16 protein-coding genes are annotated in these 19994 nt (G+C 65.9%); 7 read left to right on the top strand and 9 right to left on the bottom strand.

Annotated elements, in window-relative coordinates; all coding sequences use genetic code 11:
• Positions 1-22: 22 nt before the first annotated feature.
• Positions 23-3028 (bottom strand): bifunctional proline dehydrogenase/L-glutamate gamma-semialdehyde dehydrogenase PutA, encoded by a 3006-nt coding sequence (gene putA, locus K359_RS0116450; protein WP_029080326.1) that lies wholly within the window; start codon positions 3026-3028, stop codon positions 23-25.
• Positions 3029-3153: 125 nt separating this feature from the next.
• Between putA and K359_RS0116445 the strand changes: the two genes are divergently transcribed.
• The 3 genes from K359_RS0116445 to K359_RS0116435 all read left to right on the top strand — a co-directional run bounded on the left by K359_RS0116445 (position 3154) and on the right by K359_RS0116435 (position 6627).
• Positions 3154-3618 (top strand): Lrp/AsnC ligand binding domain-containing protein, encoded by a 465-nt coding sequence (locus K359_RS0116445; protein ID WP_029080325.1) that lies wholly within the window; start codon positions 3154-3156, stop codon positions 3616-3618.
• A gap of 123 nt (positions 3619-3741) precedes the next feature.
• The gene (locus K359_RS0116440) at positions 3742-4362 is read left to right on the top strand and encodes a hypothetical protein (RefSeq protein ID WP_029080324.1); all 621 of its coding nucleotides are present in this window, start codon (positions 3742-3744) and stop codon (positions 4360-4362) included.
• A 195-nt stretch (positions 4363-4557) separates the two neighbouring features.
• On the top strand, positions 4558-6627 hold the full coding sequence (locus K359_RS0116435) for a tetratricopeptide repeat protein (RefSeq protein ID WP_029080323.1): 2070 nt from the start codon (positions 4558-4560) through the stop codon (positions 6625-6627).
• Between the two features lie 202 nt (positions 6628-6829).
• Here the strand turns inward: K359_RS0116435 and K359_RS0116430 are convergent, their stop codons facing one another.
• From K359_RS0116430 to K359_RS0116410, 5 genes are all read right to left on the bottom strand, one after another.
• On the bottom strand, positions 6830-7030 hold the full coding sequence (locus tag K359_RS0116430) for a cold-shock protein (RefSeq protein WP_029080322.1): 201 nt from the start codon (positions 7028-7030) through the stop codon (positions 6830-6832).
• Between the two features lie 282 nt (positions 7031-7312).
• Complete coding sequence (locus K359_RS0116425) at positions 7313-7624, bottom strand: cytochrome c (protein ID WP_029080321.1); 312 nt, start codon at positions 7622-7624, stop codon at positions 7313-7315.
• Positions 7625-7635: 11 nt separating this feature from the next.
• Positions 7636-8835, bottom strand: coding sequence for a molybdopterin-dependent oxidoreductase (locus K359_RS0116420; protein WP_029080320.1), 1200 nt, complete (start codon positions 8833-8835; stop codon positions 7636-7638).
• Positions 8836-9056: 221 nt separating this feature from the next.
• Positions 9057-9284 (bottom strand): hypothetical protein, encoded by a 228-nt coding sequence (locus K359_RS0116415; RefSeq protein WP_029080319.1) that lies wholly within the window; start codon positions 9282-9284, stop codon positions 9057-9059.
• 164 nt (positions 9285-9448) lie between these two features.
• A complete protein-coding gene (locus K359_RS0116410; RefSeq protein ID WP_029080318.1) occupies positions 9449-11185 on the bottom strand; it encodes an adenylate/guanylate cyclase domain-containing protein in 1737 nt (578 codons plus the stop codon).
• A gap of 229 nt (positions 11186-11414) precedes the next feature.
• On the opposite strand from K359_RS0116410, the gene K359_RS52165 reads away from it, so the two are divergent.
• The gene (locus K359_RS52165) at positions 11415-12950 is read left to right on the top strand and encodes a glycosyltransferase family 39 protein (protein WP_051346163.1); all 1536 of its coding nucleotides are present in this window, start codon (positions 11415-11417) and stop codon (positions 12948-12950) included.
• 140 nt (positions 12951-13090) lie between these two features.
• On the opposite strand, the gene K359_RS0116400 is transcribed toward K359_RS52165, so the two are convergent.
• Positions 13091-14122: a YcjF family protein gene (locus tag K359_RS0116400; RefSeq protein ID WP_029080317.1), complete on the bottom strand. Its 1032-nt coding sequence runs from the start codon at positions 14120-14122 to the stop codon at positions 13091-13093.
• On the bottom strand, positions 14119-15582 hold the full coding sequence (locus K359_RS0116395) for a YcjX family protein (RefSeq protein ID WP_029080316.1): 1464 nt from the start codon (positions 15580-15582) through the stop codon (positions 14119-14121). The genes K359_RS0116400 and K359_RS0116395 overlap by 4 nt, the downstream gene beginning before the upstream one ends.
• A 177-nt stretch (positions 15583-15759) precedes the next feature.
• Here K359_RS0116395 and K359_RS0116390 point away from each other — a divergent pair, with 177 nt between their 5' ends.
• Both K359_RS0116390 and K359_RS0116385 read left to right on the top strand, forming a co-directional pair.
• On the top strand, positions 15760-16455 hold the full coding sequence (locus tag K359_RS0116390; protein ID WP_029080315.1) for a hemolysin III family protein: 696 nt from the start codon (positions 15760-15762) through the stop codon (positions 16453-16455).
• A 139-nt stretch (positions 16456-16594) separates the two neighbouring features.
• Positions 16595-17389, top strand: a complete 795-nt coding sequence (locus K359_RS0116385) for an SDR family oxidoreductase (protein WP_029080314.1) — start codon at positions 16595-16597, stop codon at positions 17387-17389.
• A gap of 333 nt (positions 17390-17722) precedes the next feature.
• Here the strand turns inward: K359_RS0116385 and K359_RS0116380 are convergent, their stop codons facing one another.
• Entirely contained in the window at positions 17723-18343 is a 621-nt protein-coding gene (locus K359_RS0116380) for a TetR/AcrR family transcriptional regulator (protein ID WP_029080313.1), read from the bottom strand.
• An 83-nt stretch (positions 18344-18426) separates the two neighbouring features.
• On the opposite strand from K359_RS0116380, the gene K359_RS0116375 reads away from it, so the two are divergent.
• The gene (locus K359_RS0116375) at positions 18427-19968 is read left to right on the top strand and encodes a 4-hydroxyphenylacetate 3-hydroxylase family protein (RefSeq protein WP_029080312.1); all 1542 of its coding nucleotides are present in this window, start codon (positions 18427-18429) and stop codon (positions 19966-19968) included.
• Positions 19969-19994 lie beyond the last annotated feature (26 nt).

Here is a 19994-nt window from a genome sequence, read left to right as displayed (position 1 = left end):
CTTCTCGCAATGACGGAGGCGGTTACTCCACTCCGGCCATCAGCGCCGCGTTACCGCCCGCGGCGGCGGTGTTGATCGTCACTGTCTGCTCGGTCGCGAAGCGCGTGAGGTAGTGCGGGCCGCCGGCCTTGGGGCCGGTGCCGGAGAGGCCGCTGCCGCCGAACGGCTGCACGCCGACGACCGCGCCGATCATGTTGCGGTTGACATAGATGTTGCCGACCTGGAGGCGGTCGATCACGTGCTCGATGGTGTCGTCGATGCGCGAATGGATGCCGAGCGTCAGCCCAAAACCAGTTGCTTCGATCGCGGCCAGCACGTCGCCGAGCCGTTCGGCGCGATAGCGCACGACATGCAGGATCGGGCCGAACACCTCTTCCGTCAGTTGGCTTGCCGCCGATAGTTCGAAGATGTGCGGCGCGACGAAATTGCCTGATGGCGCCGCGCCGGCGAGATGCACCCGCGCTTCCTGCTTCATCCGCGCGATATGCGCGTCGAGCCGCTGCTTGGCCTCGGCATCGATCACCGGCCCGATATGCGTCGAAGGATCGGCGGGGTCGCCGATCTTCAATTCGCGCGCGGCGCCCGCGATCATCTCGATCATGCGGTCGGAGACGTCGTCCTGCACGAACAACAGCCGCAGCGCCGAGCAGCGCTGGCCGGCGGAGCGGAACGCGGAGGTCACGACGTCGTCGGCGACCTGTTCGGGCAGCGCGGTGGCATCGACGATCATGGCGTTGATGCCGCCGGTCTCGGCGATCAGCGGCACGATCGGGCCGTCCTTGGCCGCGAGCGTCCGGTTGATCGACCGCGCCACCTCCGTCGAGCCGGTGAAGACGACGCCGGCGATCGCAGGATGCCCCACCAGCGCGGCGCCGGCCGCTCCGTCGCCCTGGACCAGATGCAGGGCGGTTTCAGGCACGCCCGCTTGATGCAGCAGCGCGACGGCCTCGGCCGCGATGCGCGGCGTCTGCTCGGCCGGCTTTGCGATCACCGCATTGCCCGCCATCAGGGCTGCCGTCACCTGGCCGAGGAAGATCGCGAGCGGGAAATTCCACGGCGAGATCGCCACGAATGCGCCGCGGCCGCGCAACGCCAGCACGTTGCTTTCGCCGGTCGGGCCCGGCATCGTCTCGCCTTCGCCGAACAGCTTTTGCCCGAGCGCCGCATAATAGCGGCAGAAGTCGATCGCCTCGCGCACCTCGGAGAGTGCGTCGTCGAGCGTCTTGCCGCCTTCGCTCTGCAGCAAAGCGAGGAAGCGGGCGCGGCGCTGCTCGAGCAAATCGGCCGCCTTGTCGAGGACCGCCGCACGTTTTGTGGCCGGCGTGGCGTTCCAGGCCTTGAAGCCGTTCCGTGCCGCGGCGACGGCGGCGTTCGCCTGCTCGGTTGTCGGCGTCGCGCCCGCACCTTGTGTCGCCTTGCGCTCGGCCGCAATCGCCAAGGTCAACGCTTCGAGCGCTTTGCGTTCGCCGAACTCGATGCCGTGCGAATTCTCGCGCTGCGGGCGATAGAGATCGGCCGGCAATGGAATCCCGGAATGTGCGGCATTGGTGTTGCTACCGACGATCTCCGCGGGGCGGCGCAACAGGTCGACGATGGACACGCGATTGTCCGCCGCCAGCGCCACGAACGACGAGTTGGCGCCGTTCTCGAGCAGCCGTCGCACCAGATAGGCGAGCAGGTCGCGGTGGCTGCCGACCGGCGCGTAGGTGCGATGGGCGATCTCCGGCCTGTCCTCGCCGAGCTGCGCGTAGAGCGCTTCGCCCATGCCGTGCAGCCGCTGGAATTCGAAGCTCGCGGGATCGTCGGCCAGTTCGAGGATGGTCGCGACCGTCAGCGCGTTGTGGGTGGCGAATTGTGGAAACAGCCGCGGCCGCAATGCCAGCAGCTTGCGCGCGCAGGCGACGTAGTTCAGGTCGGTCATCGCCTTGCGGGTGAACACCGGATAGCCGTCGAGCCCGCGCTCCTGCGCGCGCTTGATCTCGGTGTCCCAATAGGCGCCCTTGACCAGCCGCACCATCATCCTGCGATCCAGCACACGCGCGAGCGCATCGATATAGTCGATCACCTCGGTGGCGCGCTTCTGATAGGCCTGGATCGCGAGCCCAAAGCCGCTCCAGCCGGCGAGCGACGGGTCGGCGAGCGCAGCTGACATCACATCGAGCGACAGCTCCAGCCGATCGGCTTCCTCGGCATCGACGGTGAAGTTGAGATCGAACGCCTTGGCGCGGCGCGCCAGATCGACCAGTTGCGGCACCAACTCGCTCATCACCCGCGCCCGGCTGACCGCCTCGAAGCGCGGATGCAGCGCCGAGAGCTTGACCGAGATGCCTGGCCGGTCGGGCAGGGCCTGATCACCAGCCGCCTTGCCGATCGCCTCGATGGCGCGGGCGTAGGATTCGAAATAGCGATGAGCGTCGTCGGCGGTGCGGGCGCCTTCGCCGAGCATGTCGAAGGAATAGCGCGAGCCGCGCGCGGTGTGCGATTGGGCGCGCGCCAGCGCCGCCTCGATGGTTTCGCCGAGCACGAAATGGCTGCCCATCAGCCGCATCGCCTGCCGCGTCGCGGCGCGCACCGCCGGCGCGCCGAGCCGCTTGGTCAGCCGCCCGATCGTGCCCTGCGGGGTCTCGCCGGGCTGGATCACGCGCGCCGACATGCCGAGCGCCCAGGCCGAGGCGTTGACCAGGAACGCGCTCGATCTGGTCTCGTGATTGACGAAGTCGCCCTGGCCGAGCTTGTCCTCGATGAATTGGTCGGCGGTGCGCGCGTCCGGCACCCGCAGCAGCGCTTCCGCCAGCACCATCAGCGCCAGCCCCTCCTTGGTCGACAGCGCGAACTCCCGCAGCATGTCCTCAACCCCGCCAAGCGGATCGTCGTTCGCCCTGATCGCCTCGATCAGCCGCGTCGCGGTGAGATCGATCCGCGCCTCCGCCTCCGCGCCGGACGTCGCGTCCTGACGCAGGCGGCCGGCAATGGCGGCGTCGTCGGGGGCGTAGGGCGCGCTGAACGGGGGCGGGAGCGGGTCTGGCATGGTGGTTCCTTGGCGGTTCCTTCGGGTTGCACGGCAACACCTACGCGCACACGAACCGCAGTTCGATAGACAAATTAGCAGATTTGCCTTAGAAAATCAGGGCTAGTCGGAAAATTGCCGTAGATATGACAGAGATCGATAAGATAGACCGCAAAATCCTCTCGATTCTGCAAGGGGATGGCCGGATTGCCAATGTGGAGCTGGCGGAAAGGATCGGCCTGTCGCCGACCTCGGTCGGCGAACGGCTGAAGCGGCTGCAGCGCGACGGCTTCGTCGAGGGCTATGGCGCACGGCTCAATCCGCACCGGCTTGGGCTCGGCCTGCTGGTGTTCGTCGAGGTGCTGCTCGACAAGACCACGCCCGACGTGTTCGAGCGCTTCGCCAAGGCGGTCCAGGCCGCGCCGGAAGTGCTGGAGTGTCACATGGTGGCCGGCGGCTTCGACTATCTGGTCAAGGCGCGCGTCGCCAACATGACCGCCTATCGCAGATTTCTCGGCGAGATCCTGCTGGCGTTGCCGGGCGTGCGCGAAACGCGAACCTACGCGGTCATGGAGGAAGTCAAGCGCGACGCGCCGTTGCCGGTCGGCTGATATGCGCCCGATGTGATCCACAGCCATGCGCGGGATGTATTGGCATCGCGCCGCACCCGCGATAATCCTCTGGTTCAGTTGGGGGCCGTGGTGATGAAAGACGTCGATCAGCCGATACGAACGATGCGGGCCGGGTTCGCCGGCGCGCTGGCGGTGTTCATGCTGTCCCTGCCAACAGCGGCGCCGGCCCGTGCGGCCGAGCTCAGCTCGGGAATCATGCAGCTCTTCACGTCGGTTTCGATCTATCCGCCGTCGGCCTCGACGATGACGGTCTGCTACGGCTTCGTCTGCCGGCGCCGCGAGATGCTGGATTTCAGCGCGGCCGACAGGGCGGCCCTGGGCAAGATCATGGCCGGTGGCCGCGCCAATGCCGCCGCTGAACGGGCGGCGGTGCAAAAGGCCGTGATCTGGCTCGATCGCCGGATGGGGCCGATCCTCGGCACCGACAAGCGCGTGGCCAAGGCGGACTTCCGCGCCAACGACGACAAGCACAATTACGATTGCTGGGACACCACCCGCAACACAACCAGCCTGATGCTGGTGATGCAGGCCTGGAACCTGTTCAAGTTCCATGACGTCGGCGATCCCCACTATCGCGGATTTTCGCTGGGGCAAACGCCGCACAACACCGCCGTCCTGGTCGAGCGTGCCACCAAGGTGGAATGGGTTGTCGATCTCTGGCCCCGCGGCTATCTGCAACCGCCTGACGTCATGACCGTCGCCCAATGGGTGACGGAAGATTGAACGGCTTGGTGTTGCCGCGCGCGCGTTCCGTAGAGTTCCATTCCCATTGATTATAGGGATAGTTAGCTGCGTCATCGGCGCTGGAACCGAGCTCCAAGTTCGGAACAAGCTTCGACAACTACCTTCCACGCTCACCACCGTAAGAACCAAGTGACGCGATAAGACGAACGGCATTCGGTCAACCCGAGGCACGATATGCGTTTACGTCCGACTTGCACCGATGCCGCTGTCAGCGGTGTTCGTTTCCAACTGTTGGTGGCGCTTGCGCTGCTGCCCGCGCTCGCCGGCCCGGCGCGCGCGGGCGACGTCGAGGATTGCAACGGGCCGCCGACGGACAAGGCCGAGGCGGCGTGCTCGGCCATCATCAGCGATGCCGCACGGTCCACCGACGATCGGTCCAAGGCTTTTGCCGGCCGCTCGCGATACTATATTGCTCGCGGCAAGATCGATCAGGCCTTGGGCGATGCCGATGCTGCGCTGCAGCTCAATCCGCAATTCGTGTCGGCGCTGATCGCGCGCGGCTATGTGCAGCAGCGCAAGGGCAGCCTGGATCAGGCCCGCGCCGATTTCGATCGCGCGATCGAGCTCGAGCCGAAGAGCCCGTTCGGCTACCTTGCGCGCGGCAATCTGCGCGCCGACCAGCGCGCCTGGACTGACGCGATCTCGGACTATGACCAGGCCATCACGCTGCGGCAGGATCTCCCCGCAGCCCATGTCGGGCGCGCGCGGGCCTATGTCGAATCCGGACAGCCCGACGCGGCGCTGGCCGACGCCAACACCGCGATTGCCATCAACGCAAGCACGCCGAACGCGTTCTACTGGCGCGGCCAGGCCTATCGCCGCAAGGGCGACATCGATCGCGCGATCGAGGATTTTTCGCGTGCGATCGCGCAGGCGCCGCAGACCGAGCGCAACGCCTATTTCGCCCGCGCCCAGCTCTACAGCGCCAAGGGGGACTATGCCCGCGCCATTGCCGACTTCGACAGGCTGCTGGCGGTGCTTCCCGGCAACAAGGAGATCCAGGAGCAGCGCCAGCAGGCGGCCGCGATGCAGGCCGAGCTCGCCAAATCGGGCGCAGCCGCGCCATCACCGACCACGCCGGCTGCCGCCGCGCCGGCGGCGCAACCGCCCGCCGCGGTGCCGGCCTCGAGCAACCAGCAGATCGAGCAGGCCAAGCAGTTTATCGCACAGGGCAATTTCGCGGGCGCGATCAATAATCTCAGCCAGGTGCTGAGCGGCGACCCGCGCAACGAGGCGGCGCTGCGGCTGCGCACGCAGGCCTATTCACGGCTCAACCGGCTGGCGGAGGCGCGCAACGATCTCAACGACCTGCTCAAGCTCAAGCCGGACGATCCCCAGCTGCTCGCCTTCCGCGCGCTCAATGCCGCGAGCTTGCGGCAGTTCGACGATGCCACGGCCGACGCCACCCGCGCGATCACGCTCGATCAGAATAACTCGCTGGCCTATCTCGCCCGCGGCCTCGTCAAGGCCAACACCGGCAAGGTGAAGGACGCGCTCGCCGATTACGATCATTCGATCTCGCTCAACGCCAAGGAGACGCTGGCCTTCACCGAACGCGGGCTCGCCTATTTCAATCTCAATCAGCTCGACAAGGCGCTATTGGATTTCGATCAGGCGCTCGCGCTGGTGCCGACCAATCTGATCGCCAAATCGTGGCGCGGCCTTGCGCTGATGCTCAAGGGCCGCACCGACGAGGGGCTGGTCGACATCAACGGTGTGCTGGAGCGAGTCCCCAACAATCCCACGGCGCAGCTCGGCCGCGGGCTCGCGATGCTGACCTCGGCCCAATACGACCGCGCCATCGCCGCGTTCGACCAGATCGTCGCACGGGCGCCCAACGATCCCTTCGCGCATGTGCTGCGCGCGCGGGCCTATCTCGGGGCGAAGAAGCCGGATGACGCGATGAAGGATCTCAATCTGGTCCTCAGCTCACGGCCCAATGATCAGGCGGCGCTGACGTTGCGTGGCATCACCTGGTCGACGCTGCGCAACTACGACAAGGCGGTCGAGGATCTCGATCGGGCGATTGCGCAGAAGGAGACCGTGGAGGGTGTGTTCGCGCGCGCCAAGGCGCATGAGGCGCTCAACCACACCGACAAGGCGACCGAGGATTTCCGCAAAGCCACCCAGCTCGCGCCGTCGAGCGTGTTCGACGTGCTCGCGCAGGCCGAGTCCAAACGCAAGATCCAGGAATTGCCGAAGAAGGTGCCGTGCGGCACAGGTCAGGGCGGCACCTGTCTGTAACGCGGCAACTCCGCCGCGGCGCGCTTCCCTGGAATAAAGAGTTAAGTGTCGGCACGCGATCGATAGCGGCCGAAAAAAGGACTACGCCGTGGCGCGCGGGCATCGTGCCCGCTCCGCCGAACGTCACGTGGTCTGGTGTGTGGATCGGCCCCCACTCCCGGATGACGTCCGAGAGTGCGCCGCCGGGTCTGGCGCTGTTGCGCTAGACCTTAAGGTTCTCGGCTGACGTCTTGCCGCGATTGGCGATCTCTTCGTATTCGACCGTCTGGCCTTCGTTCAGGCTTTGAAGACCAGCCTTCTGAACCGCAGAAATATGCACGAAAATGTCTTTGCCGCCCGTTGCGGGCTGGATGAATCCGTAACCCTTGGTCGGGTTAAACCACTTCACTGTACCTTTGGGCATTCCAGTCGTCTCCGCGGAATCAATCGAAAACAGACCAGCCGGTCCCCGCACAAACCGGCTTGTCCGTAACTACAGGATAGCAGTTTGGAAAAAGCTGGGTAGATCAAACGACGGTGTGATTCTGACCGGAAACAACCCGCTTTGCAGGGATTTGGTGCCGGTTTGCCTGTTTCATGGTCAATTTTTGCGCTGCAAAAAAGTGTCGGTTCCACGACCCATATTGGATCAATGGCCCCGCGCGTAGGTCTTCCGCCGGCGCGCGGGGTTCAAATCGACCGCATCTCAATAGGTCGCGGTGAGGTATTCGACGATCTTGCCGACGTCGGCATCGTCGATCGGCGCGCCGTAGACCTTGATCATCTTGGTCACCTCGGCCTGCCAGAAGTCCTTCTTGAACTTCTCGCCCTGCGGCTGGGTCTTGATGTAGTCGGCCGAGTGGCAGGCGGTGCAGTTGTTCTGCGCCACGTCGAGGTTGGGACCCGGCTTGAACGCCGCGGTCTCCTCGGGAACCTTGTAGTTCACGGGCGCGGCGATCGCGGCGCCGATCGACAGCGCGGCGATCGCGGCGAGTGAGGCAAGCAGCTTGCTGGTCATGATGCTTCTCCTCACGCCGCCGTGACACGCACGGTTTCGACGACGTTGCGCAGATAGCCGGCCGGATTCCACAACGGATCCATCGGTTGGGTGTCGCCCGCATTGTTGGTGGCACGCACCTTCAGGTCTGAGGGGCCGGCCGCGAGTTTTACCGGCAGCTTCCATTCACGGAATGCGTATTTGCCGAGATCTTTGCCGAGCTTGGCCGGCATCCAGCTCTTGCCGCCGTCGGTCGAGACCGCGACCTCCTTGATGCCCTTGCCACCGTCGAAGGCGATGCCGCGCAGCATGGTGCGGCCTGCCTTGAGCTTGGCGCCGTCGGCGACGCTGGTGATGAACGAGCGCACCGTGAAGCGGTTGATCGGGATCGTCGCCTTCGGTGCGGTGCCGGGCTCGACCGCGTTGTTCGGCGTGTCCGGAATCCGGTAGGCGGACTTCATCCAGAAGCCCTCGAACACGCTGTCGATGACGTTGATCTCGTTGAGGTGCTTTACCCAATAGGTGCCGTAATAGCCAGGCACCACGAGGCGGAGCGGGAAGCCATTGAGGAACGGCAGGTCCTCGCCGTTCATGCCCCAGGCCAGCATCACCTCGCCGTCGCGCGCGTGGTCGATATCGAGCGCCTTGACGAAATCCGGGGTCTTGTCGCTAACCGGACCGTCCATGCCGTTGAAGGTGACCTGTTTGGCGCCGGCCTGCACGCCGGCCATGTCGAGCACGGTCTTCAGCGGCACGCCGTGCCAGCGCGCGCAGCCCATCGCGCCATTGCCGAGCTGGCCGCCGGCGACCCGCGGATTGAAGAAGCCGCGGCTGTTGCCGGAGCACTGGTTGACGGCGACGAGCTCGGTCGCCTTCAGCTTCCTGATATCCTTCAGCGACAGCTTGAGCGGTTTGTCGACCTTGCCCTTGATCTCCAGCGTGAACTTGTCCGGATCGAGATTGTAGGGGAGGTCGGCGAGGTGATAGCGGACGAAGAATGCGTTGTTCGGCGTGAGCGGGCCGTCGTTGAAGATCGCAAATGGCGTTTCCAGCTGCGGCGGCCGGCTGGTCAGGCCGATCATCGGGCGCTTCTGCGGGTAGCGCACCAGCGGCCGCTCGCCATTGCCGAACGGCAGCGTCACCGTGTCGAGGGCGAATGCGCCCCTTGATCCCAGCCCCGTCACCAACGCGGCCAACCCGGCGCGCTTCATCAAGTCTCGTCGATCGAGCATTCCGCTTCCTCCGAAGCTGTTCTGTCGTGAGCTGGTCATCACCAGGCTCACCCTTGCCTTTGCGCGCCTTCGCATCATGGAATGCGCGCAGCCGCAAATGTCGCACCTGACAAGGGCAAGTCAATTGAGCTTTCGCAGCGTCCACCAGCGTTGCGACGCAACAACGAAAAGCCCCGGTCGCATTGGCGACCGGGGCATTTCGATCCAACCGGAGGGTTCGATCAGTAGCAGACGTTCACGGTGCGATAGCGATAGCCGTAAGGCGTCAGCACCAGGCGGGTGGCGTAGCAGCCGGAATCGACGAAGCCGACGGCGATGCCCGGGCCACCCCAGAAGTGATGGTGATGCGGATGCCAGAAGAACGGCTTGGCGGAGGCCGAGGTCGGCGCCAGCGCGGCGGCACCGAGGGTTGCGGCAGTAGCGAGAGCAAGCGTGACTTTGCGAAGCATGGTCGTCTCCTTCAGATGCGCGTTGAACTCTGTCGCGGCGCGGTTGCAGCGTTACCCATCGCCAGTCAGTTGCATCCGGCACGGGGCACGTTCGAGCATCTCTGCTGAACGCGCGCTTGGATGTGCGGCAGGTCACACTCGGAGTGGGGTGGAGATGAACCCGGTCAGGCCGCGACGGCGCGACGGTCGTCGACGAGCGCGGACAGGATGCGGGTCGCTTCGACGGTGCGCACGGTCATTGGCTCGTTGCGGCCGCGGATCGCGACCTCCTGGGCCGGCAGCGCATCGTCGGCGAGGCCTGCGGTGACGCGCACCTCGTCCGAGATCACCGCCTCGCAGGCCAGCGCCTTGGTCATGTCCTGCAGCCTTGCCGCGACGTTGACGGCATCGCCGAGCGCGGTGAACACCATGTGGTCGCGATAGCCGATATCGCCGACGATCACCTCGCCGCCATGGATGCCGATGCCGAAGCGGATCGGCTCGCGCAGATCGTGGCTGAGGAACTGGTTCAGCTCGTCGATATTGGCCGCGATCAGCGCTGCCGCACGCAAGGCCTGGCGGCAGGCCAGCTGCCGGTCGGTGGTGAGCCCGAACAGCGCCAGCATGCCGTCGCCGATGAACTGGTTCGGTCGCCCGCCGGCTTCCAGCACCGCCTGCGACACCGCGCCGAGGAAGCGGTTGACGATGAACACGGTGTCGAACGGCAGCCGTTTCTCGGCAAGCTGCGTCGAGCCGCGCATGTCGACGAACATGCTGACGAGATAACGCTCCTGGCCGACCCGCGTCGGATGGGTGGCGTGCGCATTCGCCGACATCGTGTGCGGCAGGAACAGCTGGAAGAAGGTCAGGTCGGCGGTCGGCCGCAACTGGCAGGCCAGCCGGATCGACGGATCGTCAGTGCCGACCCGGTGCAGCACGAAGGCTTCGCGCGGCGAGGGCTCGGGCAGGGCGGCATGATCGCCGATGATGCGGATGCGGCAGGTCGAGCAGCGCGCACGGCCGCCGCAGACGCTGGCATGCGGCACGTTGTAGCGCAGGCTCGCTTCCAGCACGCTCAATCCCTTCGGCACCCGCAGCGTACGGCCGTTGCCGTAGGACAGCGCGATCATGCCGCCGCGGCGCTCCAGCAGGGCACGCGCGCCGCGCGCCAGCAGCACGAGGCCGAGCAGTCCGAGATAGCCGATCGTCAGGCGGTCCGTGATCTTCTCGAGCGTGGTCGCCTGCGCCGCCGTGCCGAGCTTCTGCACCGACAGCTCCTCGCGTCGCCAGTCGGGATCCTGATAGTCTTCCATCGTGGCGCGGCCGCCCTGATAGATGCCGAGCATCGCCAGGGTCGGGATCAGCACCGCGGCAGCTAGCAGGTATGGTGCGGCGCGCGTAAAGAACGGACGCAGCCGGAGCCAGAAATACAGGCCGATGCAGCCATGCACCCAGGCGATCACCAGCACCGCCAGCATCAGCCACAGCCGGTTCGGTGCCGAGATGAAGAACGTGTACAGCTCCTGCGGGTAGAGCTTCTCCTGTCCGTACAGGGTCTGGCCGAGCCGCACGCCCACAACGTGCGCAACGATCAGCATCGGGACGCTGAGGCCGAGCGTGAGCTGCAGCGGCTCGATCGTCTTCCAATGGAACTCGCGGCGCTGATACAGCGCCCAGATGCCGAGCGCGGTGTGCACCAGGCAGGAGCTGTAGAAGGTGATCGCGACCGGCAGGAACTGCCAGAATTCGGTGTGGTAGTACACCCCGATCGCCAGCGCCTCCGTCGAGATATTGCCGAGCGCGTGGTTGAGGAAATGGCTGATCAGGTAGGCGAACATGATCGCCCCCGTGACCAGGCGGATCTGCCGCAGGCCGACGCCGCGGGCCATATCCTGCAGGTGCTCGCGCGAGGGGGAGGCCATGTGATTCATGATCGGCAAGTCTAGTGCTTAATTCCCGCGCTGAACACCACCACGGGTCCGGACGGGCCGTGACAACGGGCACTGCAGCACGTTGACACTCCGTTAAGAGTCGAACAAAAAGCCCGCCGTGACGATAGCCCAAGCCCAACCTGGAGCCGATAACAACAGCGTTAAGCCGGCCCGGTCGCGCGCGCCGGATTGGCGCGGCGTCATTGCCGTGATCGTTGCCATGACCGTGATGCGGCTGGTCTATGCCCATGCGCTCGATCTGCGCACCGACGAGGCCTATTACTGGACCTGGTCGAAGGAAAACGTGCTGTCCTTCCTCGACCATCCGCCGATGGTGGCCTGGTTCATCCGCTTCGGCACCGCGATCCTCGGCGACACCAATCTCGGCGTCCGCCTCGGTGGCATCGTGGCGATGCTGGCGACCCAGCTGTTGCTCGCCGACATCGTCCGCCGCGTGACATCCAACAATGTCCGCGCCGTGATGCTGGCGCTGCTGCTGCCGGAGGCGGCGCTCTATTACGGGCTCTTGATGGCCAAGGTGGCGCCCGATACCGCGCTGATCCCGTTTTCGGTGGCGATGCTGTGGTCGCTGGTGCGGCTCGCGCAGGGCAATGACGGGCGCTGGTGGCTCGCCGCGGGGCTGTTTGCCGGGCTGGCGCTGTTGTCGAAATTCACCGCGATCATGTTCGCGCCGGCGGTGCTCGCCTTCGCGCTGGTGCCGGATTGGCGTTGGCGCTGGCTGCGCAGCCCGTATCCTTATCTCGCCGCGCTGATCGCGATCGTCGTGTTCTCACCAGTCTTGATCTGGAATGCCGAGCACGATTGGGCCTCGTTCCGCTTCCAGGCGGTGCGCGCCACCGCCGAGCGCGATCTGACGCTCCGGACTTTCGGCGAGTTCATCGGCATGCAGTTCGGGCTGGTCGGCTTTGTGCTGCTGCCGGTGACGCTGTTCGGAACAGTACTGACAGCGTGGCGCGGCTATATCAGGCGCGAGCCGGTCGCGATCCTGCTGGCGACCGCGGTGCTGGTGCCGTTTGGCTACTTTCTCTGGAAGTCCTTGACCTTGCGGGTCGGCGACACCTGGCCGATGTTCCTGTGGCCGGCCGGCTTCGCGGCGGTTGCCATCAATGTCACGCGGATGCCGTTCGAGGGCTGGTCGGTTGGCTTAGTCAAATCGACGGTCTATTGGGCCCGGACCGCCATTTCCACCGGCATCGTGTTCGTCGTCTGCGTCTTCCTCTATTACATGTTCGCGCCGTGGAATCTGATCGGCCGCACCGATCCGATCGGCACCGAGGCCGGCTACGATCTGGTGGCAGCGCGCACCTTGGCGCAGGTGCAGGCGACCGGCGCGACCTGGGTCGCGACCACGGATTACCGCACCTACGCGATGCTGCGCTGGTTGCTGCGCGGGCAGGTGCCGGTCATCGAGGTCAACGAGCGCGGCCGCTTCCAGGGCTTTGCCGATCCCGGCATGAGCACGATCAGGGATCATGTCGGCATCTATGTCGGGCGCGAGCCCGAGAACAATCTGCCGCTGTGGAGCGAGACATCAGCAGTGCGTCAGCCGCTGGAGCGTGTGACGCGGAGCTGGCGCGGCATGGTGATGGACACCTATGCGCTGGAGAAGATCAGCGGCTGGACGCCCGATCTGTCGCCGCCGCCGGACACCACGTTCTTCCGCTGGCGCGTGCTGGCGATGCGTCTTCCTTCTCCCCTTGTGGGAGAAGGTGGCGCGCCTTTGCGCGCCGGATGAGGGGTTCTCGCCGCGGGAGCGGTGCGCGCGGATGGATACCCCTCACCCAAGCGAGTTCGTGACGAGCATCTGAGCTGCCCTCTCCCACAAGGGGAGAGGGCGCAGCAACTGGCGTTGTCCTGCTCGGAAAGAGCTGGTGGCTATTCCTCTTCGTCACGCTTGCGGATCAGGTCCTTTGCCAGATCGGTCAGCGCCGGGCGCGGCAAGGCGTTGAAGGGGAGCGGGCGGGTGACGTCGATCGCGGCGAGGCCGAGCCGTGCGGTCAACAGGCCGTTGAGCATGCCTTCGCCGAGCCGCTGCGAGAGCTTTGCCGCGATGCCGTGGCCGAGCATCTGCTGGATCAGGCTGTCGCTTGCCGCCATGCCGCCGGTGATCGCCAGATGCGCGATGACGTGGCGCAGCAGGCGGATCATGCCGAGCGCGCCGGGCCGGCCGCCATAGAGCCGCGCCAGCTGGCGGATCATCCGCAATGACGCCACGAACACGAACAGCACGTCGATCATCGCGCGCGGACTGACCGCGGTGACCACCGAGACGCGCTGCGCGGCGGTCGAGACCAGCCACCGCGCCTCCTCGTCGAGCGGCGCCATCAGCTCGCGTTCGGCGAGGCGGATCATGTCGGCGCCGTCGATGATGTCGTCGGTGTGGCTCTGCAGCGCGCTGCGGGCGCGGGCGAGCTGCGGGGTCTGGTGCGCGAGCTTGAGCAGATCGGCGACAACAGCCCGGCTCGCAGCGCGGTCGTCGCTGACCAGCACCTCGGCGGCGCGCAGATGCAGCTTCTCGATGGTGGCAAGCCGCGCCAGGCCTATGAGCTCGCGCATGGTGACGACCGCCAGCGCCACCGCGGCGATGACGGCAAGCCCCAGCCCGAGGAAGCCGAGGCCCTCATTGCGTGCGAACAGATCCTCGACCAGATTGATGACGCCAAGCCCGGTGCCGAGCACCACGAGGCCCGCGACCGCGCTCCAGAACAGCGTGCCCCAGCGGAAGCCGCGGCGCGCCGGCAACAGCGGCGCATCTGTTGGCACCGGGAGCTGCACGGGCTCGGCCTCGGGCACGATCTGGATCGTGCCGCGGCTGAGGCGGCCACCGTCGTTCGGATCCATCACGACCACGCCGGGATCGTCGAGCTTGAACGTCGCCGGCCGCCGCGGGGGCGTCTTCTCGTTCATTGCAGTTTGTCTCCGATCAGGAACTGGAGAGCGCGGTCAAGGCGGATGTGAGGCAGCGCCGGCTCCGCATCGCCGTTTCGTTCCAGCTTCGGCGGGCGGAAGCGCAGGAAGCGGTAGTCGGCCGCCTCGGCGCCGGCGCTGGAGAGGCCGCGGAATCCGCCGTTGAACAGCTCCTCCGGATTGTCGGGCAGGTCGCCCGGAAAGGTCGCGACCTCGGTCTCGCCGTCAAGCCGCTCGCCGTTGGCGACCTCGCCCGGCGCCGGCGTGCCTAGGATCGACGGTAGCCGGTCGCGGCCGCGGGTGACCTGCGCCTCGCGGGTGGCGCGCACCGCGGCAAGCGCCACCACGTCGATCGCAGCACCGGCATATTCGGCGCGCTCAGCGGCCCTGGCCACGATCCGCCGCAGCACGGCCTCCAGCCGGTCGTGGCTCTGGTGATGCAGATGATCGGCCTTGGTCGCCGCGAACAGGATGCGGTCGATGCGCGGCCGGAACAGCGCGCTCAGGATCGTGCTGCGGCCGATCCGGAAGCAGTCGAGGATGCCAGCGAGCGCGGCCTCGAGGTCGTGCAGTGCCTCGGGCCCGGCATTGAATGCGGCCAGCGCATCGGCGAGCACGATCTGGCGATCGAGCCGCGCAAAATGATCGCGGAAGAACGGCCGCACCACGACCTCCTTGTAGGCCTCGAAGCGCCGCCGCATCATCGCCCACAGCGAACCGTCCGGCGCACTGCCGTCGACGGGCACGTCGAGCGGCGCAAAGGTCAGCGCCGGCGTATTGGCGAGGTTGCCCGGCATCAGGAAGCGGCCGGGAGGCAACAGGCTCATCGCAAAGCGTTCGTCGCGGCAGGCGCGCAGATAGTCGGTGAACAATCTTGCCTCGGCGAGCGCCGTCTGCTCGTCCGCTTTGCCCTCCGGCTTCAGCGTTGCCAGATGCGCGTGCCAGGGCGCCGCAAGTTTGGCGCGCAGCGGCTCGCGCGACAGCGCAAGGCTTTCCGCCGACCATTGCTCGTAGCTCTTGGCCAGCAGCGGCAGGTCGAGCAGCCACTCGCCGGGATAGTCGACGATGTCGAGGGTCAGCGTGCGGTCCGCGCCATTTTGCCGCTGATACTCGATCACGAGGCGAAGCTCGGAGATGTCCGTGGTCGAGCTCGGCCATTGCAGCTCCTCGACCAAAGTGCGGACATGGCTCTCATAGGCGAAGCGCGGCACCGCATCGTCGGGTTGCGGCGCGAGATAGGCGCGCGCGATCCGCCCCGAGGCATAGGGCTCGAACACCGGGAAGCGGCCGCCGCGGGTCAGGCCGTGCACCAGCGCCGTGATGAACACGGTCTTGCCGGCGCGCGACAGGCCGGTGACGCCGAGCCGCACCGTCGGGTTGAAGAAGCCCTCGCCATAGTCGAGCAGCGCCCGCGCCGAGAGACGCGCTTCCTCGACGATATCTCGAAACCTGGGGGGCATGGAGGGTTAACGAAAGGACCCGGCAGGAGGAGCCAAAAGGGGCGGGCGATCACCCGCAAGGTGGCGATTATCGGGGCAAAATCAAGCTTCACATTTCCGGCGCCTTTGCAGGCGAGGGGTTGAACGTGCCGCAATATCAGCGATACCCATAATCTGTCGGTACACAGGAAAGCCTGCATGACGGTCTTCCGCCTGAAGCAATTCGCCTCGACCTCGATCCACGCGGCCGGCGCCGCGCTGTGGAACTACGACCGCGCCGAGCTGATCGCCGACGGCGTGGTCCACATCATCGGCGTCTGTTTCGGGCTGGTCGCCGCCACCGCGCTGATCGTCTTGACCGCAGTCTATGCCGGCCCGTTCGACGTCGCCGTGGTGTCGGTCTATGTCGCGGGGCTGCTCGCGATGCTGGTGCTGTCGGCGACCTATAATCTCTGGCCAGTGTCGCGCGCCAAATGGGTGCTGCGGCGCTTCGATCACTCTGCGATCTATCTGTTGATCGCCGCGACCTATACGCCGTTCATCGTGGAACTGAAGGACAGCACTTTCGCGATCGCGCTACTCGTCGGCGTGTGGTGCGTGGCGATCGTCGGGATCTGGCTGAAGCTGCGCTATCCCGGCCGCTTCGACCGGCTCGCAGTCGGGCTCTACCTTGCGATCGGCTGGAGCGGCATCATGCTCTACGACCGCGTCGTCAAGGCGCTGCCGGCGATGGCGCTCGGCTTTGTGCTGGCCGGCGGCATTCTCTACAGCCTGGGGGTGATCTTCCACTCCTGGCGGCGGCTGCGCTTCCAGAACGCGATCTGGCACGGCTTCGTGCTGCTCGGGGCCGCCTGCCACTATACGGCGGTGTTCGACGTCGTGCTGGCGAGCTGAGCGTTCCCCTCATCGAAAAGATCATGCACCGGCCAAAGATGCGATATCATGGTCGCCGCTAGTTGAGCATCATCTTTCGGAAAACCGGCTTCCACTTTTCCGTATGATGCTCTCGGATCAAGATATCGGGAGGATGGCCATGCAGGTGGCGGGTAAGGTTGTGGTGGTCACCGGCGGTGGCAATGGCATCGGCAAGGCGCTGTGCGAGGCGTTCCACGCCGCGGGCGCATCCAAGGTCGTGGTCGTCGACCTCGATCACGCGGCGGCCGAGAAGGTCGCGGCCTCGGTCGGCGGCGCGGCCTTCAAATGCGATGTCGGGCAGGAGAAGAATATCCTGCACGTGATCGACGAGACCGAGCGCATGTTCGGCCCGATCGCGCTGTTCTGTTCAAATGCCGGCATCGGCGGCGGCTTCGATCCGCTGTCGAAAAATGCCGGCGGCACCTCCGACGAGCCGTGGTCGCGCAGCTGGGCGATCCATGTGATGGCGCATGTCTATGCTGCGCGGCATCTGGTGCCGCGCATGAAGGCGCGCGGTGGCGGCTACTTCCTCAACACGATCTCCGCGGCGGGCCTGCTGTCGCAGGTCGGCAGCCCGGCGTACTCGACCACCAAGCACGCCGCGGTCGGCTTTGCCGAAAACCTCGCGATCTCGCACCGCGCCGACAACATCAAGGTCTCGATCCTCTGCCCGCAGGGCGTCGAGACCAACATGCTGCGCTCAATCCCGAGGGGCCCGCAATCCGGCGACGGCGATCTCTCCGCGGAGCAGGTCGCGCAGGACGCGATCAAGGGCATCGAGCAGGAGACCTTCCTGATCCTGCCGCACCCGCAGGTGCTCGGCTACATGCGCAAGAAGACCGAGAACTACGACCGCTGGATCGGCGGCATGGCCAAGATCCAGGCCAAGATGCGCGAGACGCACGGGAAGTGAAGTCTGTAGCCCGGATGGAGCGAAGCGTAATCCGGGTCAAACGTCGTTACGTGAATCCCGGATTTCGCTGCGCACCATCCGGGCTACGAAACTCATTACGTGTAGCCACTCACGTGAGGTGAGCACGCTAGTCAGGCTCCCTCCCCCCTTGCGGGGGAGGGCCGGGGAGAGGGGTAAGCCCCGGGCGAGATGATTGAAGTCCGTCGCGCTTTGGCAACTTCGATCGCGTATCGTTGAGACTCATATTGAGAGAGTGTGCCGTGTGACACCCTCTCCCTAACCTCCCCCGCAAGGGGGGAGGGAACCCGTCCGCCGGTGCCATCCTCACGGGCCTCACGCCTTGCCGAGTTGCGCGATCCGGTCGCGCAGATAGGTGTCCATCAGATCGGGCGCCGAGGCGCCGAACATCCTGATGCGGCCGGTGTGCAGCAACAGCAGCAGGCCGGTCGCGTGCGCGAAGCAATCCACCATCACGGTGTTGGCTTTCTGACGCGACGCGCCGAGCGCCTCGGCCGCTTCCGCGATCGGATGCAGCGCAGCCTCCAGCGCGGCGTTCAGCTCGCGGTCGCGGTCGTGGCCGAGCCCGGCCGGCTTCATGCCGCCGCGAAACAGATAGAAGCCGAGATCGAGGTCGCGTGGATGGTCCGCATAATAGCGGAAGAAAGCCATGCCTGCGGAATGCAGCTTCTGTTTGGCGCCGCGCGTCGTCGTGACCGCGGCGCTGACGGCCTGGCCGAGCGAAGCCAGCGATTGCCGCAGCACCTCGGCATAGATCGCTTCCTTGGAATCGAAGTGGAAATACAGCGCCGCCGGCGTGTAGCCGGCCCGGGTCGCGATCGCCCGCAGGCTGGCGCCCTCGAGGCCTTCCTCGGCGAACACGCTACGCGCCGCATCGAGGATCAGCTCCCGCTTGTGGCGGCTGACCGCTTCCTTCCTGCTCTCGCGCAACTGCATGTTCAGGCGAATCCGTCTTGACTCAATTCAAACACCGTTAGATAATTTAACAGTGTTAGAAAAAATGAGCAAGGGAGAACGCCATGCTGATGACGGCTGCGGACTACCGGGAATCCCTGCGCCGCTACAAGCCGCGGGTGTTCGTCAACGGCGAGGCGGTCGCGAGCGTCGCGGACGAGCCGTTGCTGGCGCCGGGCGTGGCGGGTGTCGGCGTGACCTACGATTTCGCGCATCGCGCCGAGCACGCGCCGATCATGACGGCGCGGCAGGGCACCTCGGGCAAGACTGTCAACCGCATGCTCCACATCAATGAGAGCTCGCAGGACCTGCTCACCAAGCTCGAGGCGGTGCGGCTGGTGTGCCGGACATCGGGCTGCGCGCAACGCTATCTGACCCATGATGCGCTCAACAGCCTGTATCAGGTGACGAAGCTGACCGACGATCGCCACGGCACCGACTACAGCCAGCGCTTCCTCAACTATCTGCACGAGGTGCAGGACCATGACCTGACGCTCGGCATCGCCATGACCGATGCCAAGGGGGATCGCTCCAAACGGCCGGGGCTACAGGCCAACCCGGACGTCTATGTCCACATCAAGGAGCGCCGCGCCGACGGCATCGTGATCCGCGGCACCAAGGCGATCGTTACCGGCGCGCCCTACATGCACGAATTCCTGGTCATGCCGTGCCGCACCCACGTGCCCGACGACAAGGATTTTGCGGTGTGCTGCGCGGTGCCGGTCGATGCGCCCGGCGTCACCATCGTCGCGCGCCCGGCCGGCCGGCCCGGCGATGCAGCTGCGAAATTCTCGGCGAAGTACGGCCAGTCGGTCGGTGTCGTGATCTTCGACGACGTGTTCGTGCCGCATGATCGTGTCTTCCTCGCCGGCGAGACCGAGGAGGGCGGCTTCCTCACCACGTCCTACGCCACCCATCACCGCCACTCCTGCATTGGCGCGCGCGCCGGCTTCGGCGATCTGTTGATCGGCGCCGGCGCGCTGATGATCGAGGCCAACGGGCTCGATGCCGAGAAGCACGCGCATATCCGTGAGGCGATGGTCGAGCTGATCACCATCACCGAGAGCTTCTACGCCTGCGGCGTCGCGTCCTCGGTCTACTGCACCAAGGACCCCGCCGGCTCGGTAATGCCGGATGCGGTGTTCTCGAACATCGGCAAGCTCTTGCTGGCGACCAAGATCTACGACATGCACCGCGTGGCGCATTATGTGTCGGGCGGGCTGATCGTCGCGCTGCCGGGTCCCGACGAGGACCACAATCCGGAGACGCGCGCCTCGCTCGCCGCTGTCATGGGCGGACGTCCCGACATCCCGGCCGAGCAGCGCGCCGAGGTGGCGCGGCTGATCGAGGACCTCACGGTCTCGCACCAAGCTGGCTGGTACTCGGTGATCTCGCTGCATGGCGGCGGTTCGCCGGAGGCGATGAAGCGCGAGATCTGGCGCAACTATCCGGTGATGGAAAAGGCCGAGCTGGTCGAGAACCTGCTCGGCCGCGGCCTCGTCGACGAGGGGCAGCGGGTGTCGAAGCAGCCCGGACGCTGCTGCGCCACCGGTTGCGAGGTGCCGGCGCCATCAGCCGCGCTGGAGCAGCAACACGCACTCTCGTAAGATGGGTGGAGCAGCGATACCCATCA

The organism is Bradyrhizobium sp. th-b2 (genome assembly GCF_000426785.1).
Lineage (GTDB): Bacteria > Pseudomonadota > Alphaproteobacteria > Rhizobiales > Xanthobacteraceae > Bradyrhizobium > Bradyrhizobium septentrionale.
This window is presented reverse-complemented; position numbering and strand designations above follow the sequence as displayed.